Origin of the sequence: Ornithinibacillus bavariensis, from assembly GCF_050433565.1 — a bacterium.
Classification (GTDB): domain Bacteria; phylum Bacillota; class Bacilli; order Bacillales; family Amphibacillaceae; genus Ornithinibacillus; species Ornithinibacillus bavariensis.
Map to the genome: position 1 here is coordinate 30855 of NZ_JBNPWZ010000005.1, position 19679 is coordinate 50533.

Here is a 19679-nt window from a genome sequence, read left to right on the forward strand (position 1 = left end):
GTTGGATTAAGAGGAAGAAAAGGACGGATTATCTAATTTTATATCGTTGAATATTTCATTCATACAAGAGTTGAGTGTAGCGATTATTGGATGGTCGCTTATTATTATATAAGTCTAATAGTGTATTTTGAATATTATGTTAGTATTAAAGTGGAAAGAGATGAAAGTTGTTGGGATTGTGTATGGTATCTTAAGCAGTCTATAGAGAGAGGTATTTGTGGGAGGTACATGTTTAGGTTATGAAGACAACAATATTACATATAGAGGACGATCAAGAAATCGGATCATGGGTGAGTAGTTTTTTAATAGAGTCTGGATATGAAGTCATTTGGATTACCTCAGGGGAAAAAGCTATCGAGTATATGGAAAAGGTTGACCTTGTTATTCTAGATATTATGTTACCGGGTTTAGATGGATATACAGTTGGTCAGCGTTTGAAGCAGCGGTACCCGAATATACCGATTATGATGCTGTCAGCTAGAACATCAATGGAAGATAAGTTGCAGGGTCTCTCTTTCGCGGATGATTATATGACAAAACCGTATCATCCAGATGAGTTAATTGCTCGGATTCAAGTTCTAGTAAGACGATTTGGAGTTGTTGAATCGGCTGTCTTGGAGATAAAGCATTTACGAATTGACCAGAAGATAAATCGCATCGTGAATACAATAACCAAAGAAGATATCGTGTTAACAGGTAAACAATTTCATATATTTATGTATTTGTTAGATCATTTGAATCAAATTTTAACGAAAAAACAAATATACGAAGCTGTTTGGAAAGACGCATACATAGATGGAGATAAAACGTTAATGGTTCACATTCGCCACCTACGTGAAAAAATTGAGATTGATACAAGTCGACCGGAAATAATTGAAACAATTCGTGGCATTGGATATAGGATGAAATCATGAAGATTTTACAATCATTAATGTCTCGATATTTGTTACTTATTTTATTCGCTCTAGCACTTTTTCCACTAATTCCTGCGGTTTACTATTCCTACACTATTCTATTTAATCATAAGCTATATGCTACACAGGAATTGGAAACACTTTGGCAAAATACTGCTGTCGAGTTAGATGGTCAAGGTGTAGAAGCTATTGAACACCGACTTCAATCAATAAAAAATAATTACCCTGAAGCGGGAATTTTTTGGATAACTGTTAACGGCGAGACAAGATTTATAGATGATCGACCAGAAAATATTCCAGATAAATGGACATTTGCTGATTCACTTAAATTTATGGAGGAAAGAAAATTTTTTGTGGACACCTATTTAAATAATAGAGAACCTCAAGAGATGTATACGACTACGGCTTTAATTGGAAATGATTCAAACCAGGGAGTAATCGTTTTTCAATTGCCACTTTCGAAAACAGATATTGGCAGTTTGTCTAAAGATTATATATTTATAGCACTTTTCCTATGTGTTATCGGATTTTTTATTGTAATCTCTTGGTTATTTTTCTACAAAATACGAAAGCGACTTGTCCAGCTTCAGATGACAATGTCCGTACCAGGGAATAATGGAGTCCCAGATCAAGTAGATATTAAAAGGATGGATGAGATTGGTAGATTGGAAAGTGCATTTAACGATATGGTCAACCAGTTAAATAAAAGTAGAGCGAATGAGCAAAAGGAAGAAAATATGCGAAAGCAGCTAATTGCTAATATATCGCATGATTTAAGGACACCTCTGACCGTTATCAGGCAGCATGTATATTCTGTAAAAAATGCTTCTGATACCTCTAAGGAAATAGCTTCACTTCAAATTGTTGAAAATAAATTAGAGGATATGGATAACATGATCAATAATCTACTATCTTACACACTGCTTTCGGCTGGCAAACATCCAATGAATATAATAGAGATAGATATATTAGACGAAATCCGTAAAGTTATTGCTGAATGGTATCCGATATTGGAAAAATATCAGTTTGAAATAGCTATTGATTTACCTGACAAATCGTTACGCTGGAATGTAGATCCTATTTGGTTAAAAAGTATTTTGGATAATTTAATACAAAATATCGTTCGACATGCCAGATTGGGTCGATATATTGGGATTAAAACGGTTGAACGTTATGGATCAACATTCATCGTGATAGAGGATAGGGGAAAAGGGTTTGAACATGAATCAGAAAATAAAGGAGTTGGAATAGGGCTTTCAATTGTTACACTGATGATGAAGGAGATGTGTTTAGAATGGGACATATCGACTTCTTCTACGGGAACTTGCATAAGCTTCGGTAAGAAAATTTAAACAAAACTTTAACTTCAGGTCACCTTAATGAACATCTTACTGATATATCCTTTCTATAAAGAACATATAGAAAGGATTGAGTTAAATGGAGATGGGTGTAAATAAAAAAGAGGTTAATCAGGTAAGGTGGCATTCCTTGCTTGGATATGCAGCATTAATTTGGTCTGTCATCTATGGGATTATGAATTTTTATTGGTTACAAGGAGGGGCGGGCTATCCTTTTATACAGGAAACCGGTACAGGTATCTTTTCGGCATTAATCACATACCTACCTTCTCAAGTAGGATCAAGCGTTATTTGTCTGATTTGTATTCTAGGGGTGTTTTTTAGTTTAGCTATGCATTTTCAGTGGGGGAGAGTCCTACCGTCTTGGCTTATCATTCTGTTTTCATGGAGCATTGCTATTTTTTTACTTCTTTTTATCCCTGATTTCAGATTAATTGCAGCGATTGCTTACGCCTTTTTGTTTAAGTTTGCATTTACTTGGCAGATGGTGAATCAAGTTATCTGTATTATTGGTGCATTGCTCTGGATATTTACTGTTATTTCGTATCAACGAAAAGTACGTAATGCTTGCCTAGGATGTGGTAGAAAAGAAAATGGTAACGTTTTTGTATTAGTAAGATGGGGAAAATGGATAACAATTACCGCGGTAGTTGCGCCATTGCCATATGCAATTACAAGATTTGCTTGGGCACTTGGTATACCACTTGGTGTGGACGATAAGTTTTTAGAAGAAAGTGTACGGATAAATCCGAGCGCTACTTTAACAGAATGGGTTTTTGGTGGATTATGTATAGTTGGAGGGCTTTTAACACTTGGGTTAATTCAAAAATGGGGAGAATTTATTCCAAAGTGGGTACCTCTCTTAGGGGGAAAAAAAGTGCCAATTCTTTTCGCAGTGATCCCTGCGTCAATAGTAGCAATCGTATTAACTTCTGCAGGCTTTATTTTTACCGTGGGATTTTTAGCGGTATCATTACAGATGGTCCATGCTGAGGGAATTGTCATCAGTGAAATCGGAGGTACGATTGGACCAATGTTGACATGGCTTCCATGGGGGCTAGCTTTAGGGCTAGCGGCAATTTCCTATTATTATCGTAGAAGAAGTAGATGTCGATATTGTAAGCAAGATGAATATATTTGAACAATTATAAGAGTAGTTATCTTGACTTTACAAAATATATGATGTGAATATTAGATTGATCGAGCGATTCAATTAGGTTGAAATATCTCTATGTATAGGAAGAAACCTAATATCCATCTATATCTCGCCATAGATGTGATGTATATCACACCAGCTAAATGTGTTTAAGCATACTTTAATAACATATATAAAAAGATCAACAAAACGATTATCATAACTGAACTTATAAGTAATATTTGGGTCCAGTTTATTTTAATCGTTTTTCTATTGAAATTCTTATGCGTATTTTTTGAATATTATGTTAGTATTGAGGTGACTAGGAGTTTCGATAACAGTATAGGTTCAAAAGTAGAACTATTCATGCTAGAAATTTTTAATCTGGGAGTGAGGGGGGATAAAATTTAGTTCCTTTATCAGTATTTTACTTTTACTTAATCATTCTTTTTGGTTTCTCAACATTGCTTTTTTTTCATTCAATTCTATATGGGAAGACAATAGAACCTATAATTGCTTATCTGTTATCATTAATTTTTGTATATTTGATGTTAAATACTATCGGGGAAATTAGGAAACGTGAAAGGTGATTGAGGTTTATAGGCATAAGGGTGTACCCCTATAGATCATTTATAACATGGAAGAGATTAGGGAAGGAAGTTCTAAATTGTTGTTAATATTTGACGTAGTAGAAATAGGATTAGTATTTTTAATCTTGTATATCATCATTGATTTCATACGTAATAGAACTAGCAACCTCTTAAAGAGGGTAATTATTTATAGTTTTGTATTTTATATACTTAATGTCATTCAACTGACAACTGGCGGAATATACATACCTCCTCAGAAAGAATTTATACCGCAATTTCAATTAGTACCTTTTTATTTTATTCGGGATTGGATAAGCATTTACCAAAATAAGGGGTTTGACTGGTTCTTTTGGCATTCTGTAAAGTTATCATTTTATAATTTGATCATGCTGTTTCCTTTAGGGGTATACATATCCGTATTATTCAGAGTGAAAAGAAGTTTAATCGCTATATTAACAGTATTTCTTTCAAGTCTTATAATAGAAATTTATCAAGTAGTATTGGCATATTTAGGATTTGTTGGAGGAAGAACATTTAATATTGATGATCTTCTTTTAAATACTTTAGGAGGTTCAGCAGGGTTTTTAACTATAATGTTAGTAACGAGATTTTTTGAATCTAATCATTATTGGCAGGGTAAAAGAGAGGCCAGTTAAAGAAGTTAATTGTGTGAAATCAGTTAGTAGAGAAAGCGGGAGAAGAATGGAATTATTATTTTTAGTACTGATTTTCGCTGGTTTATTTGCAACTTACGACGCGATAAGGAGGGTTAATAAAAATCTTATTGACCAGACGGAAGAAATTAAGAAAATAAGGGAGGAGTTAATAAAAAATAATAAGAAGTAGACTAATTATAGTTATTCCGTATTAATGAAAATAATTATGGATACAATCCATACCAAAAATGATATGCTTAACTGCCAGATACATATAAAATGTTCCGGAGTAAGAGATTATAAGTTAAACAACTAGAGGAGCTACTCACATGTTGAACTATCGAAAAGCAAACGTAGATGATATTAGTCAATTGATAGAACTAAGAAAGAAACAATTACTAGATGAGGGAATTGATCCTAATATTGACATAGATACAGAACTATATAGTTTCTTTGAAGAGAAGCTAAATGAGGATACTTTAATTCAGATTCTGGTTGAGGATGGACGGGAGATTATCGCTTGTGGTGCAATCGTCTTTTATGATTTCCCACCTACATATACAAACAAGACCGGGAAAAAAGGATATATTACCAATATGTTCACAAAAGAGGACTATCGTGGACAGGGGATAGCAACAAGTATACTAAATAAGTTAGTTGACGAAGCGAAAGAATTTGGTGTTTCCAAGCTGTGGCTTGGAGCATCGAAATTAGGGAGACCAGTCTATAAAAAGTTTGGTTTTAAGGAATCCGATGAGTGGTTAGAATTAGATGTAGAATGAATAATGAAAACGAATAAAACAGAGGAACACGTCCTATCTGGAGTGTTCCTCTGTTTTTTTAATTTAAGAAGTGAAATAGCTAGTTTATTATCCTTGTTTGACCTTACCAGTCCACTTTTTAAATCCACCTTTTAACTGGTTTAAATCCTTGTATCCTTTTTTGTGTAGAATTTGTGCAGCACGTTGGGAACGTGCACCACTAGCACAATATAAATATACTGGCTTATCAGGACGGATTTCTACTAAGCGTTGCTTTAATTGTGTAACAGGAATATTTCTAGCACCAAGAATATGGCCGTTCTTAAATTCCTGCGGTTCTCTTACATCAATTAATTGTGCTTTTCGGTAGCCTTCACGGAATTGGTCTTCTGTTAAGGTTTTAAGATAGTTGCGTTGTCTAAAATAACGAAATACTGAGATGATGATTACAACAATGAGTGCCAATAAAATATATTTCATTAAACTATTCCTCCGACTTTCCATTTATACTATTTCATTATAGGCTGAAACTATCTATTTTTCAAAGTTTTTCTCTGGACAGAAATAGCCAACCAATGTCGAATTTTGAATTATTTCGTTTGCTATCATAATGAATAATCTAGTGCAATAATAAAAAATATCCGTTTTTGTAGATTTTTATGAGCTTATCACTATAAATCTTTTATTTTCTTTGTTTTTTATTCATTATTGCAAGTTGACAAAAATAATCTAATGTGCATATTTTTCCATATGTTGTGGTTTTAAAAAAACGGGTACACAATATGTTGTAATCCAATCCTTAAATATGGTATGGTATTTTTATTAAAATCTAATTTAATAGATTAAGAAATTTGTAAAAGGGAGCGATAAAATGTCTACGGTTGTCGAATCGAAAACAAACATTAATGTGGATATGCTTAATGAAGACATCAAACTTTTTCCACAAGTACATCCAATTACAGAAGACATGAAACTACTACATAAGGGTGTATCACGCCTAGTTATGTTAGACCGTTATTCATTTAAAGATACGGAGAAAAAGACATTAAAAGAAGGGGATTTTGTTGTTCTAACTGTCAAAGCGGATCCGAAATTCCCAGCAAGAGGTCTTGGCTTTATTAAATCAATTGATCGGGTGAATAACGAGGCCTTTGTACAAGTTGAACCTGACTACGTATCTGTCCTAGAGGGCGAGGAAGCGGAGACTGGCGTTGTAAAACGTGGGTTAGATGTCATTGACAAGCCACTAGAGGTTTTCTACGAGCAAATCGCTAAAAGAAATGCAACTGGCTTAGCGGGTGTAGAACAGACAGAGGATTTACGTAAGGAATGGACTGAAAAGTATTATCAAGAATTATCTAATTTGAATTTTATCCCTGCAGGAAGAGTTTTATATGGAGCAGGATCAGATACAGAAGTAACCTATTTTAATTGCTACGTAATGCCATATGTAAAAGACTCTCGTGAAGGGATTTCTGAACACCGTAAACAGGTTATGGAAATTATGAGTAGAGGTGGAGGAGTTGGAACAAATGGTTCAACACTACGCCCACGAAATGCTTTAGCAAGAGGAGTAAATGGAAAATCATCTGGATCAGTTTCTTGGTTGGATGATATTGCGAAGCTGACACATCTTGTAGAGCAAGGTGGTTCAAGACGTGGAGCTCAAATGATAATGTTAGTGGATTCTCACCCCGATATCATAGAGTTTATTATTTCTAAAATGCAAAATCCGAGAATTCTGCGTTATCTAATTGAAAATACTGAAGATGAACAAATTAAGAAACTAGCGCAAGAAAAACTGAAATTTACTCCTTTAACTGAAACAGAATCAGATCTTTATCAAGGAGTGTTGAATTATAAGAGCATTCCTGGACAAGGTGGATTTACTAGCTCTGTAATCCGAGAAGCAGAAGAGAAATTAAGAACCGGCGGAACGTATGCTGTTCATAACCCGGAGTTCTTAACAGGTGCTAATATTTCAGTATGTATCACAAAGGAGTTTATGGATGCCGTAGAAAATGATACGTGGTATGAGCTTAAATTCCCAGATGTAGAAAATTATACTGAAGAGGAAATGAAAGCTTATAACGAGAACTGGCATCAAGTTGGTGACGTACGTCAGTGGGAAGCGATGGGTTACGGTGTACGTGTATACCGCCGAATAAAAGCAAAAGAGTTATGGAATCTTATAAATATTTGTGCAACATACTCTGCAGAACCAGGAATTTTCTTTATTGACAACGCGAACGACATGACGAACGCAAAGGCCTATGGCCAGCAAGTAGTAGCGACAAATCCTTGTGGCGAGCAGCCACTTGCACCATTTTCTGTCTGTAATTTAGCAGCAGTTAACTTAGGTGCTATGGCAAATAAAGATTCGAAGACAGTAAATTTCGAGAAGCTAAGACAAACAGTAAAAACGGGCGTAAGAATGCAGGATAATGTCATTGATGCGACACCGTATTTCCTAGAAGAGAATAAAAAACAAGCACTTGGCGAACGTCGTGTAGGACTTGGGGTTATGGGATTACATGACTTACTAATATACTGTGAAACAGAGTATGGCTCAAAAGAAGGAAATGAACTAGTAGATAAGATATTCGAAACCATTGCTACGACAGCTTATCGGGAATCAATCGAGCTAGCGAAGGAAAAAGGAAGCTTCCCGTTCTTGGTGGGAGATACTGAGGAAGAAACAATGAAGCTTCGTGAAGCATTTATTAATACTGGATATATGGAAAAAATGCCAGAAGACATTAGAGAAGATATTCTAAAATATGGAATTCGAAATTCCCATCTTCTAACCGTTGCACCAACTGGATCCACTGGTACAATGGTTGGAGTTTCAACTGGACTTGAACCTTACTTCTCCTTCTCTTACTTCAGAAGCGGAAGATTAGGTAAATTTATTGAAGTAAAAGCAGATATTGTACAAGAATATCTGGATCAACATCCAGAAGCAGATTCACAAAACCTACCAAATTGGTTTGTAACTGCAATGGAATTATCACCAGAAGCACATGCAGATACACAATGTGTTATCCAACGCTGGGTAGACAGTTCTATTTCCAAAACTGTAAATGCTCCAAAGGGATACACTGTGGATCAGGTTGAGAGTGTATACAGAAGATTGTATCGCGGCGGTGCTAAAGGTGGTACTGTCTATGTAGACGGTAGCCGTGACACTCAGGTTCTAACTCTAAAGGCAGAAGAAAACAACTTCGAGCAAACAGAGCTATTTGAAGAACCTGATACGCCTAAAAAGGTAGTATTAATGGATACAATCCAAGAACTAAAATCAACAGATGTAACGATTGGCTCTGAAGTAGGTGACACTTGCCCTGTTTGTCGTGAAGGTAAAGTAGAAGACATTGGTGGCTGTAACACTTGCACAAGCTGTGGAGCACAATTGAAATGTGGACTATAAGATATTAACAAGAAGGCTATTGAATTTTAATAAGTTCAATAGCCATTTTTAATGCAACCTTCAAAGTACACGTATTGACGATAAACACGGTCCAGTCTTAAGTTATAAAGGTGTTTAGAATTGCGATAAACCTCATTACGGATTGAATTAAGAGCTGAAGTAAGTGTAGTATTCTATAAATATCATTTTGAATAGAGTATAAAATGATGTTAAGAGCTACTATTGAATTCATTTTAAAAAGAAATTAGAACAGAAATGAATTAAAGCAAGCCAATAGAAATCAATTCAAATTTAAAATCGAATTAATATGATCTTTAAAACCGTCATTAACAATTATTTGAATATCCGTATTATGCTAAAATTAATACCAATAACGAATAGGTGGTATAAATCATGATCATTCTCATTAATGGTGCTTTTGGAGTTGGAAAAACTAGTGTCGCCAATGAATTACATAAACATATCGAAAACAGCATGATATATGATCCAGAAGTAGTGGGTTATATGCTCCGACATATCATCACAGATGATATAAAGAAGCCGCATGAAAAAACCGATGATTTTCAAGATTTAATCCTTTGGAAGCAACTGGTAGTAGACGTTGCAAAAGCAATCAAAAATGAATATAAAAAGCCATTAATTGTACCAATGACAATTTATAAAAAAGATTATTTACACTATATTTTAACTGGATTTCGCGAAGTAGATATAAATACGATTCATTTTCTGCTTACAGCGAAAAAGGAAACGATTCATCACAGGCTATTAAATCGTGGGGAAGAGGAAGGAAACTGGTGTTTCCAGCAAATTGATAAATGCCTGGAAGGATACCAGGATGAAATCTTTGAAAATAAGATTAAAACTGACAAACTACAAATAACAGAAATCGTCAACAACATAATGGAACAAATTCAATTCCCTGAATGTATATAAACTAAACGGAGGGATGAGGAATGAAGGATTGGTGGAAAAGAAAAAGAGAAAAAGCTAGAGGACGCCGAAAATCCGTGGGGGATCGGTATACCATTGGAGAAATGATAGCAGATATTCTTTTCTGGGCTCCAGAAATTATTCTCCTCCCATTTCGATTATTGTTTTGTGGGATAAGAGGTTTGTGGCGATATATTGATATTAGCTAATAACTTGTTTCCTATAGTTTTTTCCTGTATCCTCGAATTAGAAATAATTTTGCCTATGATAAAAATTATTCTTGAATCGAGGAGATCATAATGCCTACACCTAGTATGGAAGATTATATTGAAATTATCTATAACTTAATTGAAACCAAGGGGTATGCCAGGGTTTCCGATATTGCTGAGACATTAGAGGTCCATCCATCATCGGTAACGAAGATGGTTCAGAAGTTAGATAAAGGTGAGTATCTTTTATATGAAAAATATCGGGGATTTATTCTTACAGAGAAGGGCAAAAAAGTTGGCGAGAAGTTAGTATTCCGTCATGAATTATTAGAAGACTTTCTAGCAATTATAGGTGTGGACAAGGAGAATATCTATAATGATGTAGAAGGAATTGAACACCATTTAAGCTGGAACTCCATCGACCGCTTAGTCGATTTGGTGAAATATTTCAAAGAAGATGAACAGCGAATAGAAGATTTACGTAAAGTGCAAAAGGAAAATGAAAAATAAACCAACCATTGAGCGTTCTAAATTTATCCAAATTCGCTTACACATAATAAAAAACAATTGTAAGGGGATATTGGATGAAAATAGATGGTGTCTTCTCGGGTGGTGGTGTTAAAGCTTTTGCTTTTCTAGGTGCACTAGAGATGATTACGGAGAATAAATTCGAATTCGAACGTGTTGCTGGTACTTCTGCTGGTGCGATTGTTGCAGCATTCATTGCAGCAGGATACAGAATAGATGAACTAGAAAAACTACTAGAAGAACTCGACTTAACAACATTATTAGATTCTCCACGAATTACTCGTATAATACCAGCGAGTAAATGGTTCTTTCTCTATTTTCAGATGGGAATTAATAAAGGGGATAAGTTTGAGCAATGGATTTACTATCAACTAGCTAAGAAGAAAATATATACATTTGGTGATATCAAAAAGGGCTATTTAAAAATTGTTGTAAGTGATTTGACCCTAGGAAAACTAGTCGTTATTCCAGATGATTTAGAACGAGTATACGGAATTAATCCAGATAATTTCCCTGTTTCCAAGGCAGTGAGAATGAGTGCGGGTTTTCCGTATTTCTTTATGCCTAAGAAGCTAAAGGGTATTGGTAAAGAGAAAAGCCTTATGGTCGATGGTGGTCTACTAAGTAATTTTCCAATTTGGGTCTTTGATAGTGAAACGAATAAACGAACTAGACCGATTATTGGTCTAAAGCTAAGTGATAGCCCAGAGCGAAGTACTCCAAAAAGGATTAAAAATGCACTAGACATGCTTCATGCCTTATTTGCAACCATGAAACAAGCCCATGATGCAAGATATGTTGCAAAATCTGAGAAAAATAACATTATTTTCATACCGGTAAAGAACGTCCAGACAACCAACTTTATGATTAATGAAGAAACAAAAATAAAGCTGATAAACAGTGGTCGTTTGGAAGCGGAACGTTTTTTAAAAACCTGGAGCATGTAAAGAAGCGAGCTTCCATTAATTGGAAGCTCGCTTCTTACGTTTTGCCTTATTCCCATCAATTACTCGTAAATGATTCGGGCGTTTTTTGTTTTTCTTCTTTATTGTACTAGGCTGTTGATTTTGATAAGTTTGCACTGTATTTCGATTTTGTGTATATTTCGACTTCGATTGACGAACTGCCTGTTTGTATTTTTTTTCTTCAGAAGAGGATCCTCTTCTACCAAATACAACATAATATAGAATGCCAAATAGGACTAATCCCATAATTACCATCATTAAAATATTGGTGAGAAAACCAGCTGGATTCGTAACTAGATTCCAAACTATTCCGATTGCTGCTAGTATGATAAGCCCATATATAATAAATGATGCTTTGCCCTTTCTCATTGTAAACTTCCTTTCTTAAGCTATACGTTGTAATTCTATTTTATCTCATTATTTTAAATAGAAAACGAACTTTTTAATCTAGTATAATTCTATCCCTATTCATCCAAAATATTCAACGATAATTCATCAAATTTAGTGCTTTTTTCTATGATAGTATTTTCTTTGGTGGGTGATACTATTCTTGGAGGTGTTTTCAATGGCAGAAAAAAAACACGATACGCAGCAGGAGGATTCATCCACTCTTCTAGGTAGGTCGCTCTTAACCGGCTTTATTGGCGGAATTCTAGCAAGTTTAATCGGAATTTTTATGTACAAATTTAATTTTATTGAAGTCTCCGCTAAGTCCTATGTACTTCGTTCGTGGACTACAGCCAGATGGACCGACACCTGGTTAGGCGAGTTAGTTACTATCCTGATTATTGGAGTACTTTCGATCGGGGTAGCCCTGGTATATTATGGCCTCTTGAAAAAAATAAATTCTATCTGGATGGGGATTGTATATGGTCTTATTCTATGGGGGATTGTGTTTTGTGTTCTTCATCCAATATTTCCTAATGTGCCTTATGTAACAGAATTGGAGTGGAAAACGATTGTATCTAGTGTGTGTCTGTATATCGTGTATGGCACATTTATTGGTTATTCCATTTCATTTGATTATCATGATAGTGTTATAAGCGCCGCAATTAAAAAGGATGAAAAAAAAGCTTCTAATTAAATCGTATTATTCGTCTCTCTAAACAATATTCAATTTTGTCTATTTATGGTAAACTTAAAAAGTCGTTATGTAGTGATTTTATATCCGATTTTTTAATTTATCTTAAAAAGAAAGGGATGAATGGAATGGAAAAACTTGTAAAGATAAGAAAAGCACTTCAAGAATTAAATCTTGATGCTCTCATGATCACCAGTCCAATTAACCGGAGATATGTAAGCGGCTTTACAGGTACTGCAGGGATTGTACTTGTTAGCTTGGAAGAGGCTATCTTCATTACCGATTTTCGTTATACTGAGCAAGCACAGGAACAAGCAAAAGGGTTTACTATCGTTGAACATAAGCAGTTAATTGAAGAAGAAGTGAAGGAACAGTTAACTCGTCTAAAGGTGAAACGCTTGGGTTTCGAAAAAAACCAAGTAACCTATGCTACATATGATCGTTATAATAATTTATTGGATGCAGAATTAGTTCCTACAAGTGAAATAATAGAAAAAATTCGTCTGATTAAAACACCAGATGAGTTAACCATATTAAAGAAAGCCGCTGAGATTGCTGATGCTGCTTTTGAGCATATCCAAGGATTCATTAAACCTGGTGTAAAGGAAATTGAAGTATCCAATGAACTTGAATTTTTCATGCGTAAACAAGGAGCAACATCTTCTAGTTTTGATATAATTGTCGCATCTGGATTCCGTTCTGCGATGCCACATGGGGTTGCATCAACGAAAGAAATCCAAGCAGGAGAATTAGTGACACTAGATTATGGTGCGTTATATAATGGATATGTTTCAGATATTACTCGTACAGTAGCGGTTGGGGAAATTAGTGATGAATTACGTAAAATCTATGATACCGTTTTAGAAGCACAATTACGGGGTGTCAATGGGATCAAACCTGGAATGTCGGGAATAGAAGCGGATGCTTTGACCAGAGATTATATTACGGAACAGGGATATGGTGAATATTTTGGCCATTCGACAGGTCACGGTATTGGTCTTGAAGTTCATGAGGGGCCAGGGCTATCATTCCGTAGTGAATTGAAATTAGAACCGGGCATGGTTGTCACTGTGGAACCTGGTATTTATATCCCAAATGTTGGTGGTTGCCGCATCGAAGACGATATTGTCATTACAGAAACTGGTAATGAACGATTAACCACTAGTAACAAAGAACTTATTCAGCTATAATTGGTTGTTGTAATTAAGGAGGAAAACAATGATTTCAGTAAACGATTTTAAAACAGGTTTAACAATAGAAATAGATAACGATGTATGGCAAGTAGTTGATTTCCAACACGTTAAACCAGGAAAAGGTGCAGCATTCGTTCGATCTAAGCTTCGCAACCTTCGTAACGGAAATATTCAGGAAAAAACCTTCCGTGCAGGTGAAAAAGTAGAAAAAGCACATGTTGAGCACCGTAAAATGCAATATTTATATGCATCTGGTGATTCCCATGCGTTTATGGATACAGATTCTTATGAGCAAATTGAGCTTAGATCCGCACAAATTGAGCATGAATTGAAATTTATTAAAGAAAATATGGAAGTATCCATCATTCAGTATAATGGTGAAATGATTGGAATTGATTTACCAAATAATGTTGAACTTGAAGTAGTAGATACAGAGCCAGGAATCAAAGGGGACACTGCTAGTGGTGGCTCTAAGCCAGCTACAGTAGAGACAGGTCTTGTTGTTCAAGTTCCTTTCTTCATCAACAAGGGTGATAAACTGATCATTAACACCTCTGATGGAAAATATGTTTCAAGAGCATAAATTAACCTTATATTCATTAAAAGACCATCAATTGTTGGACACAATTGATGGTCTTTTTCTTTTTGAATAATAAGATAGGAAATTAAATGAGTACTCGAAGTGTATTATGGAGAATCCCTGTCCATTTACGGTGAAAATAAGAGACACTCTGATTTAGGCACTATTAAAATTGGTGGAAGCGGTTCGATAAACGTCATTTCGAGTAATAGGTGTAATTGAAATGAAGTGTAGAGGGTAGCTTAATATCATTTCGAGAAAAGGATGTAATTGAAATGATGCATAGAGGGTAGCTAAACATCATTTCAAGTAAAAAGTGTAATTGAAATGAAGTATAGAGGGTACCTAGACGTCATTTCGAGAAAAGGATGTAATCGAAATGATGAATAGAGAGCTTATAAACGTCATTTCAAGTAAAGGATGTAATCGAAATGATGAATAGACAGCCGATAAACATCATTTCAACTAAGGATTGAAATATTATAGCTATAGTATTTCTAAACAATACCTATCTACAAGTAGCAGAGTCTAAATATAATTTAAGAATTTTTTCATTATTGTTAAATTTTTTGTGATAGAATAAATTTAAAATCGAATAGAAGGAGTCACTCTATGAAAAAGTTAATTCAGTTAGAGAATGTAAAACGATTTCTACAATTAAATTGTCGGGAAATAGAAAATGCAAGATTTAATCTAATCTTTTATGACGGTGATAAGGAACAGGTAAGGAACTCTCTTCAACGGTATCAAAATGAAGATGGTGGCTTTGGACATGGAATAGAGCCAGACTTTTGGGCACCGACTTCCTCTCCTATGGCAACCTGGGCAGCTGGGCAAATACTTATGGAGATAGGTGCTGAGAAGACGGATCCAATGGTGGAGGCTATGGTTGGTTATTTAGTAAGTACTTTTCACCGTGATACTGGTATGTGGGATGCAGTCATGCCAGCTAATAATCAATATCCACATGCACCTTGGTGGCATTGGAGTGAGGGAGTTCAGGAAAATTGGGCATTTAATCCTGGAGTTGAACTGGCAGCATTTTTAATCAATTGGTCTGATGAAAACTCTGAAGCATTTAGAATTGGCTGGGATTCCATAGATAAAGCCGTTTCACATTTAATGAATCAAGCAGAAATGGATCGACATGAAATAAATAATTATCAAGCATTTATAAAAATAATTGAGCCGTTCAAGTCAGAATTAGAGCGAAAAATTACTCATAGCTATGATGCAATCTCTGAGAAGGTACTCAGTCTCGCCTATGAATGCATCAATAAGGATGTATCAAGCTGGAATTCTGGTTATGAACCTCTTCCACTAGATTTTGTAGATTCACCATCTCATCCATTATGTGAAAGGCTCGGAACGTTAATTGAACAAAATCTAGCTCTCTACCTAAATCAAATGACTGATGAGGGAGTATGGGATGTTCCATGGAGCTGGGGAGCTTATCCAGCAGAATTTGAGGTAGCTAAAATGCAATGGACGGGTATTTTGGCAGTAAATCGTTATAAGCAGTTAATGGAATTTGGTTACTTGGAGTAATACCTTTCAACAAAGAAAGAGTAAACATTGGGTTTCGTATTAAAAGATGATAAAAATTTATTACAAAGCAAGGAGAAAAAATGTTCCAATCAAATAGGATTAAATTGCGAAAAATTGAATTAAACGATGTAGAACAATATCACACCTGGAGAAATGATACTGAAGTTATGTATTCTACTAATCCATATATGGACTTGTATTCATTGGAAGAAACAAAGGGATTTTTTGAGATGGTAATACTAGAATCTAAGACAGCGAAGAGTTATATGGTTGAGGAAATAGATAGTGGAAAAACTATCGGTATTACGTCATTAATCAATATTGACTATAAAAATAGAAATGCAGAATGTATCTTAGACATTGGAGAAAAAGATTACTGGGGAATGGGATATGGGAAGGAAGCACTAACCTTATTACTTGATTATGCATTCTTGGAGTTAAATTTACATCGAATTTCATTAAGAGTCTTTTCCTTTAATAATAGAGCAATTCGCTTATATACCGGAATAGGATTTGTGGAGGAAGGGATAAGCCGTCAAGCTTTATATCGTAATGGCGAATGGCACGACATTGTTAACATGGGAATATTAAAAAAGGATTATCTTAGTAATTAGGTCATTTTAGAGAAGGATTATTTTTATAAATAACTCATTCAAGGGAGTTAAATTATGAGTATTGTCTTATCTGCAGATAGCTTTCAAAAGGCCCATCATTATCTTATGAAATATGGTAGAGATTTAGAGCAAGAATTGTACCGATTTTACTTTGAAAATGGTCATCCCAATGATGTCATTCGCTTATTAGCACAATACCAGGCAGACAACGGTGGTTTCAGGAATATGGGAGAAGGAGATGTAGATTTTCCAAATGGCATGGATACATGCATGGCCGAGCGAAAGTACAGAGCGAGACTTGGACAGATAATCCGTGTGCAGAATTAGTAGGTTACTTACACGAATACAGAGAGTTAGTTCCTAGTGATTTTCTAAGAAAAGTAACAGAGAATGCGATGAGCTCCATGAGTACTATCCACACCACGACAGAATTACCTCAATTTTATTTCCTAGAAGCACTAAGTTTATTTCGTTTTGCGAGTAGAGTAGATGACCCATATAAATCTATCCTTTTAGAACAATTAAATAATGATATTTTTCAAATAATTGAAGCAGATTCTAGTAAATGGTCAACTTTTTATTGCGCAAAGCCATTTTTCTTTGCTTACACCAGATAGTCCGTTATTTGAAGAGCTAAAAAATGATGTTAGACAACGTTTAGAATATGAAATACACACCTAAGCAGAGGACGGGCATTTTATATTAAATTGGCACTGTGACGAAGAAAGTGCGTGAGTATGGAAAAGTATTTGGACTTTGGATGTACTGGCACTTAAACAACACGGCATGATTGAAAATATTAATTAGTGGTAAGGGGATGCTGAATTTGGATATTAATATCAAGGAAATACCAGATTTGGATGTCGCATTTTTTAGAAGAACTGGCAGCTATTTTGAACCACAGGATCACTGGGAGAAATTATTTCAATGGGCAAGTAATAATGGACTTTTTCCGCCACATCAATCATTTATTGGAATATCTCTAGACAATCCAGATTTGGTGGAGAGTAGTAAATGTCGTCATGATGCATGTGTCACTATTCCTGAAGGTTTTGAAATAGAGAATCATAGCGATATAAATTTCAGGAAAATTGATGGTGGAAAGTTTGTAGTATATACATTTTATGATAATCTTGAAAAATTAACTCTTGCTTATCACTATTTATATAGTGAGTGGTTACCTAACAGTGAATTTGATGCAGATTTCAATCGATATAATTTAGAATTTACGTTGAACAATCCAATAGAAGATCCTCATGGAAAGTTAAAGGTAGATTTATATGTTCCAATTAAGGAAAGAGCATCGGCTTCCTAGAACACACCATTGGAATTATAAAACATTTTACACTAACTGATAGTAATTAGTTTAAGAAATAAAATAGGAATTGTAGGTGTAACTATGTTATTAACCCTACTAGGTCCTATTAAAATGTTTGTAAATGAAATAGATATAGATTTTATATTGGTGAGATACATTTTAGATGAACATTGTCAAGACGTTAATGGTAGGTACTTTATTCAATACGAATATAAAAAGGAATACAAAAAGCAAAAAATCCGATGTTGTTTACCTTCTATTAAGGAAGAAGGGGATATTGAGAGTGGGGAAAGACAGGAAGCGACTTCTTTCTATAAAGATTTTACAAAACTAACAATAGGAAAAGAGGCTTCCTTAGGCACGTATGAGGAGTGCGGTTATGATTATTCAGGAAGTTAATTGAGTAATGGGATTGAATATGAAACAAGTGAAAACACCAAGAGTCAGCTTCTCAGCTTTGGAATAAGTTGGATTAGACCATATACAGACGATAATGAACATCAAACATGTATGCAACAGATATAAGTGTAATAAGATTCAGGCAAAGAAGTTAAGTATCAAGCCATGCACAGATTTTGGAATTTTAGAGTAATTGCTTTTTAAGATAGAAAGGAGTGGTTGAAATGGAATCAAAACCTATTGGACAAACGAAGGCGGTAGGATTTCAAGTAGGGGTTAGAAGGACTTTTCCAATTTCTCAAGAGAAGGCTTGGGAACTTGTAACATCTGCTGAAGGTTTTGAGTTATGGCTAGGGCTGAATACTAGTTTAATTCTTGAACCTGGCCAAGCATATATCGCCAAGACAGGTGCTGGTGAATTACGAGTAGTTAAACCACTCGAACAACTTCGTCTTACTTGGAAAAAAGATGAATGGCATAAACCTTCTACCGTACAGATTCGTTTTATCCCAAAAGAACGTAATAAAACTACGATAAGCTTTCACCAGGAAAATCTTCCTAATCAGAACGTTAGGGAAGAGATGAAGGAATATTGGGAAAATGTATTAGAGGAATTAAGAGTAAGATTTTAATAATTTTTTACATTGGGGAGGAAGAAGAAAATGAATCCATATAGCCATATCGATCTACGAGTAAGTAATTTTTCTGAAGCCTTACCGTTTTACGAGAAGTTTCTTCCAGAACTAGGTTTCACGCAAACATATCACAGCGAAAATTGGAAAGTATTTGCAGGTGAAGGAAGTCTACCAAGTTTAGCGTATTTTGCCATAACAGAAGAAGCTTCTCATAAGCCAAATGGAAACCTTATTGGTTTTTGGGCAAATGATCGTGAAGAAGTAGACCGACTTGCGCAAATCGTTCAAATGGCTGGTGGTAAGATTACAAGTGGCCCTAAATTATTTCCAATGAGCCCGACTTACTATGCGTTTTATTTTGAAGATCCTTGTGGAAATCAATACGAAATTGTTCACCGCTTAAACTGATAAAGTGTGTCATCAATTTTGTATGGTAGATAAAGGATATTGTTTTTTCAAATAATAGATATAAGTATATTAGAGGGGCTATCTGTGTGTCTGATAGTCCTTCTTGTATAGTAAAGAAACGGAATTATTTTGAAACAACATGGCTTTTAATAATGCAAACGAATGAATCAATTGATGGGCTTCTTACCTCTGTTAATCAATCTTTTGAATTAGGTGGTGTAGTTAATATTTGCACAAGATATCCAATTGTAGGAGAATTATTTCAGCCATTTACTAAAGAATAGTGGAGACGGTATACCAACAGTAAAAACAATCATACTGTTGATGTATATATAATAAGTCCATATGACGCATTAAAACAAATGCAGCAATATCCAACGATAAATATAAAAATGATGCCGATGAAATAGTTAATGAAATTAGGCCT

24 protein-coding genes are annotated in these 19679 nt (G+C 34.9%); 22 read left to right on the forward strand and 2 right to left on the reverse strand.

Annotated features, from left to right (window positions below; translation table 11 throughout):
• Positions 1-239 precede the first annotated feature (239 nt).
• From HNR27_RS10225 to HNR27_RS10250, 6 genes are all read left to right on the forward strand, one after another.
• Positions 240-914 (forward strand): response regulator transcription factor, encoded by a 675-nt coding sequence (locus HNR27_RS10225; protein WP_429339671.1) that lies wholly within the window; start codon positions 240-242, stop codon positions 912-914.
• Positions 911-2266 carry a sensor histidine kinase gene (locus tag HNR27_RS10230; protein WP_212920989.1) on the forward strand — a complete coding sequence of 452 codons (1356 nt, stop codon included), beginning with the start codon at positions 911-913 and terminating at the stop codon, positions 2264-2266. The genes HNR27_RS10225 and HNR27_RS10230 overlap by 4 nt, the downstream gene beginning before the upstream one ends.
• An 85-nt stretch (positions 2267-2351) precedes the next feature.
• Positions 2352-3413 carry a hypothetical protein gene (locus HNR27_RS10235; protein ID WP_429339672.1) on the forward strand — a complete coding sequence of 354 codons (1062 nt, stop codon included), beginning with the start codon at positions 2352-2354 and terminating at the stop codon, positions 3411-3413.
• A 661-nt stretch (positions 3414-4074) separates the two neighbouring features.
• Positions 4075-4653 (forward strand): VanZ family protein, encoded by a 579-nt coding sequence (locus HNR27_RS10240; protein ID WP_429339673.1) that lies wholly within the window; start codon positions 4075-4077, stop codon positions 4651-4653.
• Between the two features lie 13 nt (positions 4654-4666).
• Entirely contained in the window at positions 4667-4843 is a 177-nt protein-coding gene (locus HNR27_RS10245) for a hypothetical protein (RefSeq protein WP_429339674.1), read from the forward strand.
• 142 nt (positions 4844-4985) lie between these two features.
• Positions 4986-5435: a GNAT family N-acetyltransferase gene (locus HNR27_RS10250; RefSeq protein WP_429339812.1), complete on the forward strand. Its 450-nt coding sequence runs from the start codon at positions 4986-4988 to the stop codon at positions 5433-5435.
• A gap of 87 nt (positions 5436-5522) precedes the next feature.
• Here the strand turns inward: HNR27_RS10250 and HNR27_RS10255 are convergent, their stop codons facing one another.
• Complete coding sequence (locus HNR27_RS10255; protein ID WP_212920986.1) at positions 5523-5894, reverse strand: rhodanese-like domain-containing protein; 372 nt, start codon at positions 5892-5894, stop codon at positions 5523-5525.
• A gap of 391 nt (positions 5895-6285) precedes the next feature.
• Here HNR27_RS10255 and HNR27_RS10260 point away from each other — a divergent pair, with 391 nt between their 5' ends.
• The 5 genes from HNR27_RS10260 to HNR27_RS10280 all read left to right on the forward strand — a co-directional run bounded on the left by HNR27_RS10260 (position 6286) and on the right by HNR27_RS10280 (position 11458).
• Positions 6286-8844 (forward strand): vitamin B12-dependent ribonucleotide reductase, encoded by a 2559-nt coding sequence (locus HNR27_RS10260; protein WP_429339675.1) that lies wholly within the window; start codon positions 6286-6288, stop codon positions 8842-8844.
• Between the two features lie 393 nt (positions 8845-9237).
• Positions 9238-9777, forward strand: coding sequence for an AAA family ATPase (locus HNR27_RS10265; RefSeq protein WP_429339676.1), 540 nt, complete (start codon positions 9238-9240; stop codon positions 9775-9777).
• Between the two features lie 20 nt (positions 9778-9797).
• Positions 9798-9983: a hypothetical protein gene (locus HNR27_RS10270; protein WP_212920983.1), complete on the forward strand. Its 186-nt coding sequence runs from the start codon at positions 9798-9800 to the stop codon at positions 9981-9983.
• A gap of 90 nt (positions 9984-10073) precedes the next feature.
• A complete protein-coding gene (mntR, locus tag HNR27_RS10275) occupies positions 10074-10493 on the forward strand; it encodes a transcriptional regulator MntR (RefSeq protein ID WP_212920982.1) in 420 nt (139 codons plus the stop codon).
• Between the two features lie 74 nt (positions 10494-10567).
• Positions 10568-11458: a patatin-like phospholipase family protein gene (locus HNR27_RS10280; RefSeq protein WP_212920981.1), complete on the forward strand. Its 891-nt coding sequence runs from the start codon at positions 10568-10570 to the stop codon at positions 11456-11458.
• Between the two features lie 15 nt (positions 11459-11473).
• On the opposite strand, the gene HNR27_RS10285 is transcribed toward HNR27_RS10280, so the two are convergent.
• The gene (locus HNR27_RS10285) at positions 11474-11845 is read right to left on the reverse strand and encodes an SA1362 family protein (RefSeq protein WP_429339677.1); all 372 of its coding nucleotides are present in this window, start codon (positions 11843-11845) and stop codon (positions 11474-11476) included.
• A gap of 196 nt (positions 11846-12041) precedes the next feature.
• Between HNR27_RS10285 and HNR27_RS10290 the strand changes: the two genes are divergently transcribed.
• From HNR27_RS10290 to HNR27_RS10340, 11 genes are all read left to right on the forward strand, one after another.
• Entirely contained in the window at positions 12042-12560 is a 519-nt protein-coding gene (locus HNR27_RS10290; protein WP_212920979.1) for a YqhR family membrane protein, read from the forward strand.
• 125 nt (positions 12561-12685) lie between these two features.
• On the forward strand, positions 12686-13747 hold the full coding sequence (locus HNR27_RS10295) for a M24 family metallopeptidase (protein ID WP_212920978.1): 1062 nt from the start codon (positions 12686-12688) through the stop codon (positions 13745-13747).
• 28 nt (positions 13748-13775) lie between these two features.
• On the forward strand, positions 13776-14333 hold the full coding sequence (gene efp, locus HNR27_RS10300; RefSeq protein ID WP_429339678.1) for an elongation factor P: 558 nt from the start codon (positions 13776-13778) through the stop codon (positions 14331-14333).
• Between the two features lie 609 nt (positions 14334-14942).
• Positions 14943-15878 carry a hypothetical protein gene (locus tag HNR27_RS10305; RefSeq protein ID WP_429339679.1) on the forward strand — a complete coding sequence of 312 codons (936 nt, stop codon included), beginning with the start codon at positions 14943-14945 and terminating at the stop codon, positions 15876-15878.
• An 80-nt stretch (positions 15879-15958) separates the two neighbouring features.
• Positions 15959-16492 carry a GNAT family N-acetyltransferase gene (locus HNR27_RS10310; RefSeq protein WP_212922036.1) on the forward strand — a complete coding sequence of 178 codons (534 nt, stop codon included), beginning with the start codon at positions 15959-15961 and terminating at the stop codon, positions 16490-16492.
• Positions 16493-16546: 54 nt separating this feature from the next.
• Positions 16547-16819: a hypothetical protein gene (locus HNR27_RS10315; RefSeq protein WP_429339680.1), complete on the forward strand. Its 273-nt coding sequence runs from the start codon at positions 16547-16549 to the stop codon at positions 16817-16819.
• Between the two features lie 499 nt (positions 16820-17318).
• Positions 17319-17807, forward strand: a complete 489-nt coding sequence (locus HNR27_RS10320) for an AraC family transcriptional regulator (protein WP_429339681.1) — start codon at positions 17319-17321, stop codon at positions 17805-17807.
• An 84-nt stretch (positions 17808-17891) separates the two neighbouring features.
• Positions 17892-18209: a hypothetical protein gene (locus tag HNR27_RS10325; RefSeq protein WP_429339682.1), complete on the forward strand. Its 318-nt coding sequence runs from the start codon at positions 17892-17894 to the stop codon at positions 18207-18209.
• A 224-nt stretch (positions 18210-18433) separates the two neighbouring features.
• Positions 18434-18841 carry an SRPBCC family protein gene (locus tag HNR27_RS10330; protein ID WP_429339683.1) on the forward strand — a complete coding sequence of 136 codons (408 nt, stop codon included), beginning with the start codon at positions 18434-18436 and terminating at the stop codon, positions 18839-18841.
• A gap of 30 nt (positions 18842-18871) precedes the next feature.
• Entirely contained in the window at positions 18872-19252 is a 381-nt protein-coding gene (locus tag HNR27_RS10335; RefSeq protein WP_429339684.1) for a VOC family protein, read from the forward strand.
• Between the two features lie 86 nt (positions 19253-19338).
• The gene (locus HNR27_RS10340) at positions 19339-19536 is read left to right on the forward strand and encodes a hypothetical protein (RefSeq protein ID WP_212922031.1); all 198 of its coding nucleotides are present in this window, start codon (positions 19339-19341) and stop codon (positions 19534-19536) included.
• Positions 19537-19679 lie beyond the last annotated feature (143 nt).

Coding starts and splice junctions, on each gene's coding strand:
- HNR27_RS10290 (WP_212920979.1), top strand. CDS start 12,042: ATGGCAGAAAAAAAACACGATACGCAGCAGGAGGATTCATCCACTCTT.
- HNR27_RS10280 (WP_212920981.1), top strand. CDS start 10,568: ATGAAAATAGATGGTGTCTTCTCGGGTGGTGGTGTTAAAGCTTTTGCT.
- HNR27_RS10270 (WP_212920983.1), top strand. CDS start 9,798: ATGAAGGATTGGTGGAAAAGAAAAAGAGAAAAAGCTAGAGGACGCCGA.
- HNR27_RS10295 (WP_212920978.1), top strand. CDS start 12,686: ATGGAAAAACTTGTAAAGATAAGAAAAGCACTTCAAGAATTAAATCTT.
- HNR27_RS10225 (WP_429339671.1), top strand. CDS start 240: ATGAAGACAACAATATTACATATAGAGGACGATCAAGAAATCGGATCA.
- HNR27_RS10285 (WP_429339677.1), bottom strand. CDS start 11,845: ATGAGAAAGGGCAAAGCATCATTTATTATATATGGGCTTATCATACTA.
- HNR27_RS10255 (WP_212920986.1), bottom strand. CDS start 5,894: ATGAAATATATTTTATTGGCACTCATTGTTGTAATCATCATCTCAGTA.
- HNR27_RS10230 (WP_212920989.1), top strand. CDS start 911: ATGAAGATTTTACAATCATTAATGTCTCGATATTTGTTACTTATTTTA.
- efp (WP_429339678.1), top strand. CDS start 13,776: ATGATTTCAGTAAACGATTTTAAAACAGGTTTAACAATAGAAATAGAT.
- HNR27_RS10315 (WP_429339680.1), top strand. CDS start 16,547: ATGAGTATTGTCTTATCTGCAGATAGCTTTCAAAAGGCCCATCATTAT.
- HNR27_RS10265 (WP_429339676.1), top strand. CDS start 9,238: ATGATCATTCTCATTAATGGTGCTTTTGGAGTTGGAAAAACTAGTGTC.
- HNR27_RS10330 (WP_429339683.1), top strand. CDS start 18,434: ATGGAATCAAAACCTATTGGACAAACGAAGGCGGTAGGATTTCAAGTA.
- mntR (WP_212920982.1), top strand. CDS start 10,074: ATGCCTACACCTAGTATGGAAGATTATATTGAAATTATCTATAACTTA.
- HNR27_RS10335 (WP_429339684.1), top strand. CDS start 18,872: ATGAATCCATATAGCCATATCGATCTACGAGTAAGTAATTTTTCTGAA.
- HNR27_RS10260 (WP_429339675.1), top strand. CDS start 6,286: ATGTCTACGGTTGTCGAATCGAAAACAAACATTAATGTGGATATGCTT.
- HNR27_RS10305 (WP_429339679.1), top strand. CDS start 14,943: ATGAAAAAGTTAATTCAGTTAGAGAATGTAAAACGATTTCTACAATTA.
- HNR27_RS10235 (WP_429339672.1), top strand. CDS start 2,352: ATGGAGATGGGTGTAAATAAAAAAGAGGTTAATCAGGTAAGGTGGCAT.
- HNR27_RS10325 (WP_429339682.1), top strand. CDS start 17,892: ATGTTATTAACCCTACTAGGTCCTATTAAAATGTTTGTAAATGAAATA.
- HNR27_RS10310 (WP_212922036.1), top strand. CDS start 15,959: ATGTTCCAATCAAATAGGATTAAATTGCGAAAAATTGAATTAAACGAT.